General features: G+C 76.6%; 5 protein-coding genes. 2 read left to right on the forward strand and 3 right to left on the reverse strand.

The annotated features are described in order from the left end of the window. Positions 1 to 99 precede the first annotated feature (99 nt). Positions 100 to 1,233: a CAP domain-containing protein gene (locus GTR00_RS23010; RefSeq protein WP_205705783.1), complete on the forward strand. Its 1,134-nt coding sequence runs from the start codon at positions 100 to 102 to the stop codon at positions 1,231 to 1,233. 44 nt (positions 1,234 to 1,277) lie between these two features. Here GTR00_RS23010 and GTR00_RS13895 read toward each other — a convergent pair whose 3' ends face one another. Next, positions 1,278 to 2,138, reverse strand: coding sequence for a purine-nucleoside phosphorylase (locus GTR00_RS13895; RefSeq protein ID WP_166612204.1), 861 nt, complete (start codon positions 2,136 to 2,138; stop codon positions 1,278 to 1,280). 57 nt (positions 2,139 to 2,195) lie between these two features. After that, complete coding sequence (locus GTR00_RS13900) at positions 2,196 to 2,648, reverse strand: gamma-glutamylcyclotransferase (RefSeq protein WP_166612208.1); 453 nt, start codon at positions 2,646 to 2,648, stop codon at positions 2,196 to 2,198. A gap of 104 nt (positions 2,649 to 2,752) precedes the next feature. On the opposite strand from GTR00_RS13900, the gene GTR00_RS13905 reads away from it, so the two are divergent. Continuing rightward, entirely contained in the window at positions 2,753 to 4,192 is a 1,440-nt protein-coding gene (locus GTR00_RS13905) for an NAD(P)H-quinone dehydrogenase (protein WP_166612205.1), read from the forward strand. A 4-nt stretch (positions 4,193 to 4,196) separates the two neighbouring features. Here the strand turns inward: GTR00_RS13905 and GTR00_RS13910 are convergent. Then, positions 4,197 to 5,295: sensor domain-containing diguanylate cyclase (locus GTR00_RS13910; RefSeq protein WP_205705784.1), on the reverse strand; the 1,099-nt coding region annotated here is incomplete at its 5' end.

Below are 5,295 nucleotides of genomic sequence, written 5' to 3' on the forward strand. Positions count from 1 at the left end.
CAGCTCGACGGGCCCCGGCTGCGGCGCGGGGCGACCCGATCCCTCTCCTCGAACGCCCCGCGCCGCAGCCGGGGCCCGTCGAGCTGGAGGTGCTGGGTCGTGGGATCGAGTCGCGCGGGAGTGGCCGGACGCGGGCTGCGCACCCCGCTGCGCGGGGCGCTGAGCTGCCTGCTCGCCGCGTCCGCGCTGTTCGGCACCGCCGCCGGCGCCGCGAGCGCCGCCGCCCCGGCGCAGGCGGGCGCCGCGCCGGTCACCACCCTCGCCGCCGCGCTCGCCGCGCCGGCCACCGACCTCGACACCCAGAAGCGCCAGGTCGTCGAGGGGATCAACGCCGAGCGCGCCGCCCACGGCCTGGCCCCGCTCGCCGAGTTCGGCGACGTCTCCGCCGTCTCCCAGCGCTGGGCCGAGGTGCAGGCCGCCAGCGGCCAGTACCGGCACAACCCCGACTTCGGCAGGCAGCTCGCCGGGTACGCCGGCACGGGCGAGGTCATCCACCTGAGCTACTCCACCAGCACCGACGGGTCCTGGGCCGTGCGCGGCTGGATCGACTCGGCCAAGCACCACCAGATCATGCTGGGCGACTACACCGGCATGGGCGTGGGCATCGCCGTCGGTCCCGCGCGCGTGCCGAACGCGCAGACCGAGATCTACTACGTCGTGAACACCGTCAGGGGCACCCGCCCGGCCACGACCCGCGCGTCCGCGCCGGCCACCGCCACCTGGACCAACGGCGGTGTCGTGCACCGCCTGCAGGGCGCCATCCTCGGCCTCTACCAGGGCCTCGGCGGCCCCGGCGGACTGCTCGGCCTGCCCACCACCTCGGAACTGCCCACGCCCGACGGGGTCGGCCGGTTCACCCACTTCCAGCGCGGTTCCATCTACTTCTCGCCCGCCACCGGCGCGCAGGTCGTGCGCGGCGCGATCCGCGACCAGTGGGCGCGCCTGGGCTGGGAGCGCTCCCCACTGGGGTACCCGGTGGGCGAGGAGTTCGGCCTGCGCGACGGCGGGCGCGCGCAGCGCTTCACCGGCGGCCTCGTGTACTGGACCCCGCGCCTCGGCGCCCACGAGGTGCGCGGCGCGTTCGGGCAGACCTACGCCGCGCAGCGCTGGGAGAACGGCACCCTCGGCTACCCCCGCACCGGTGAGTACGCCGTCGCCGGCGGCGTGCGCCAGGAGTTCGAGGGCGGCACCCTCACCTACCGCTGGGCCGAGGGGCGCGTCACCCGCTCCTGACGCCGGAGCCGGGACCCGCGCACCCGCGCCGGTCCCGGCGCGCCTCACAGCAGCGGGACGACCCCGGCCAGCAGCGCCGCGCAGCGCGGCGCGGCCTCGCGCCCGGCCTGCAGGACCTCCTCGTGCGAGAGCGCCGACGCGCTCACCCCCGCCGCCAGGTTCGTCACCAGGGAGAACCCCAGCACCTCCATGCCGGCGTGCCGCGCGGCCACCGCCTCCAGCGCGGTGGACATCCCCACCAGCGACGCGCCGAGCACGCCGGCCATGCGGACCTCCGCGGGCGTCTCGTACTGCGGCCCCTGGAACTGCGCGTACACGCCCTCGGGCAGGTCCGGGTCCACGGTGCGCGCCAGCGCCCGCAGCCGCGCGGAGTACAGGTCCGTCATGTCGACGAACGTGGCCCCCTCCAGCGGCGTGGCGCCGGTCAGGTTCAGGTGGTCGGCGATGAGCACCGGCGAGCCCGGGCCGATCGAGGGGTCCAGCCCGCCGCAGCCGTTCGTCAGCACCAGGGTGCGGCACCCGGCCGCCGCGGCCGTGCGCACCCCGTGCGCCACCGCCCGCACCCCGCGGCCCTCGTAGAAGTGGGTGCGCGGCAGCACCAGCGCCGCCAGCGGCTCGGCGTCCTCGCGCGGCACCCGGATCGAGCGCAGCGTGCCGGCGTGGCCCACCACGGCCGGGGCGCTGAAGCCGGGCAGCTCGGTGGCCGGCACCTCCAGCGCCACCTCGCCCAGCCGGTCCGCGGCGGCGGCCCAGCCCGAGCCGAGGACCAGCGCCACGTCGTGGTGCTGCACGCCCGTCAGCTCCGCCACGCGCTCCGCGGCGCGCTCGGCCAGCTCGAAGGGGTCGGCGTCGGTGTCGGAGAAGGTCCCGGTGGAGTGCCGGGCGGGGGGAACGGCGTTCGTCACGCGATCCACCCTAGGACGGCACCGCCCGGGCGCGGGCCGCGCGCCGGGGCGGTGCGCTCAGGCGTCGTTGGAGCGGCAGGGCCGCGCGCGCAGCGCCAGCACGTAGTCGTGCGGAGCGCCGCCGGCCTCCGCGGCGTCGGCCAGCCCGCCCAGGTAGCGGGCCGTGGGCACCCCGCCCTCGTAGTCGTCCAGCACGTACGTCCAGGCCACCACGTCGCCGTCGAGGGTGTTCACCCGCACCCGCACCTTGCGGTACAGGCCGACGCCGACGCCCTCCACCTCGTCCAGGCGCTCGGCGTCCGCCTCCGCCACGTCGTACAGCGCCACGTACACCTGGTCGCCGGGGGCCTCCACGACCGTGGCCACCGGGCCCTCCCAGCTGCGGTCCTCCCCGCCGAACGTCAGCCGCCAGTCCACCAGCCACCCCGTCGAGCGCAGCGGCGAGTGCGGGGCCTTGCGCGCCATCACCTCCGGGTCGAGGTTGCTGGCGTACGCGGCGTAGGAGGGCACGTGGGCGGGCACGAGGGAAGACTGTAGGACGCCGGGGGCGCCCGCTGCTCGCTCCCCGTGCGCTCGGGGTGACTCGTGTCGGTGGCGTGGGGGACCATGAGCGGGTGAGCCCCACGAGCGCGTCCCCCGTCGCCAAGCGCCAGCGCGTCGCCGTCCTCGGCGGCGGCCCCGGCGGCTACGAAGCGGCCCTGGTGGCCTCCCAGCTGGGCGCCGACGTCACCGTCGTCGAGCGCCAGGGCCTGGGCGGGTCCACCGTCCTGACCGACGTCGTGCCCTCCAAGACCCTCATCGCCACCGCCGAGACCATGACCACCGTGGGCGGCTCCACCGAGCTCGGCGTCCGCTTCCCCGGCGGCGCCGGCCGCGACACCGAGCCCGCCGGCTCCGTCACCGTCGACCTCGGCCGCGTGCACCAGCGCGTGAAGTCCCTGGCGCTGTCGCAGTCCGCCGACGTGCGCACCCGCCTGGAGAAGGAGGGCGTGCGCGTGCTGTCCGGCCACGGGCGCCTGGACGGCCCGCAGGCCCTGGTCGTCACCGACGGCGACGACGAGGGCGAGCGCGTCGAGGCCGACGTGGTGCTGGTGAGCACCGGCTCCAGCCCGCGCACGCTGCCCGACGCCCAGCCCGACGGCGAGCGCATCCTCACCTGGAAGCAGGTCTACGACATCCAGGAGCTGCCCGAGCACCTGATCGTCGTCGGCTCCGGCGTCACCGGCGCCGAGTTCGCCAGCGCCTACGACGCCCTGGGCGCCCACGTCACCCTCGTCTCCAGCCGCGACCGCGTCCTGCCCGGCGAGGACGCCGACGCCGCCGAGGTGCTCGAGGCCGTCTTCCGCCGCCGCGGCATGGACGTCGTGGCCCGCTCGCGCGCCGAGAAGGTCGAGCGGCACGGCGACTCCGTGACCGTGACCCTCTCCGACGGGCGCACCCTGGAGGGCTCGCACTGCCTCGTCGCGGTCGGCGCGGTCCCCAACACCTCCGGCATCGGCCTGGAGGAGGCCGGGGTGTGGACCTCCGAGTCCGGGCACGTCGACGTCGACAAGGTCTCGCGCACCTCCGCGCGCGGCGTGTACGCCGCCGGCGACTGCACCGGGGTGTTCCCGCTGGCCTCGGTGGCGGCCATGCAGGGCCGCATCGCCATGTGGCACGCCCTGGGCGACACCGTCACCCCGCTGAAGCTGCGCTCGGTCTCCTCCAACGTCTTCACCTCCCCGGAGATCGCCACCGTCGGTTGGACGCAGAAGCAGATCGACTCCGGCGAGGCGCAGGGCGACATCGTCAAGCTGCCGCTGTCCACCAACGCGCGCGCCAAGATGCTGGGCATCCACGACGGGTTCGTGAAGCTGTTCTGCCGCACCGGTTCCGGCACCGTCATCGGCGGCGTGGTCGTCGCCCCGCGCGCCAGCGAGCTCATCTTCCCGGTGACCCTGGCGGTGGAGAAGCGCCTCAACGTCGACGACGTCGCCCACGCCTTCACCGTCTACCCCTCGCTGACCGGCTCCCTGGCCGAGGCCGCGCGCCAGCTGCACGTCATGGGGGAGTAGCCGCTCACGCCCCGCCGCCGGGCCCGGCGTGCTCGTCGGGCCCGGCGGCGCCGGGGTCCTCGCCGGTGCGCTCGCCGGCGTGCAGGGCGGCGTCGGCCTCGGCGCGCATGCGCTCCACGCCCCCGCCGGGCTCGTAGGCCGCCGCGCCGGTGGTGACGGTGACCTCCCACCCCGCGACGGGTTCCTCCCGCACGACCCGGCGCAACCGCCGCGCCAGCTGCTCGGCCGAGCGCAGGTCGGTGCCGGGCAGCAGGACGGCGAACTCGTCACCGCCCAGGCGCGCGAGCAGGTCGGTGCGCCGCAGGGCGACCTCCACGCGCGCGGCGACCTCCGCCAGGACCGCGTCCCCGGCCCCGCGCCCGGCGATGTCGGTGATGCGCTCCAGGCGGTCCACGTCGATCAGCGTCAGCGCCAGGTCGCCGGGGCCGCGCTCCAGGCGGGCGACCTCCTCGGCCGCGCGCTCCTCGAAGCGCCGGTGGTTCGCCGCGCCCGTCACGGGGTCGGTGCGGGACTGCTCGTGCAGCCGGCGCGTCAGCGCCCGCACCTGCCCCCGCGAGGCCTCCAGCTCCCGGGCGGTGGCGCGCAGCGCGAGCTGCGCGGAGACCACCGCGGCCAGGTCCTCCAGCAGCAGCAGGTCCTCCACGGACCACCGCCGGGGCGCGAAGTCGACGGCGCAGAAGGCCCCCAGGGTGTGCTCGCCGTGGCGCAGCGGGTACCCCGCGTAGGCGCCGACGCCCATCTCCGCCACCGCCGGGTGCCGCCGGTAGACGGGGTCCGCTCGCGCGTCGAAGAGGACCACCGGCCCGTCCAGGTGCACCACCTCGGCGCACAGGGAGTGCGTCAGCGGCACCGAGCGCGAGGAGGCCCACGGCTCGGACAGACCCACCGCCGCCTGGACGACCTCCCGGTCGGCGTCGATCCAGGAGACCACCGCCACCGGCACGTGCAGCGCCCGGGCGGCCATCCGCACCAGCCGCTGCAGCTCGCCGCCGCCCTCACCGGCCCGCACCGCGTCGCGGACCGCCGCGAGGCGCTCAGCCTCGGCCAGCGGCCCCCTCGCCTGCTCCGCCGAGGGAGGCACCCGGCCATGCTCACCCCGCCGC

This window comes from Kineococcus indalonis, assembly GCF_009906395.1.
GTDB classification, from domain to species: Bacteria; Actinomycetota; Actinomycetes; order Actinomycetales; family Kineococcaceae; genus Kineococcus; species Kineococcus indalonis.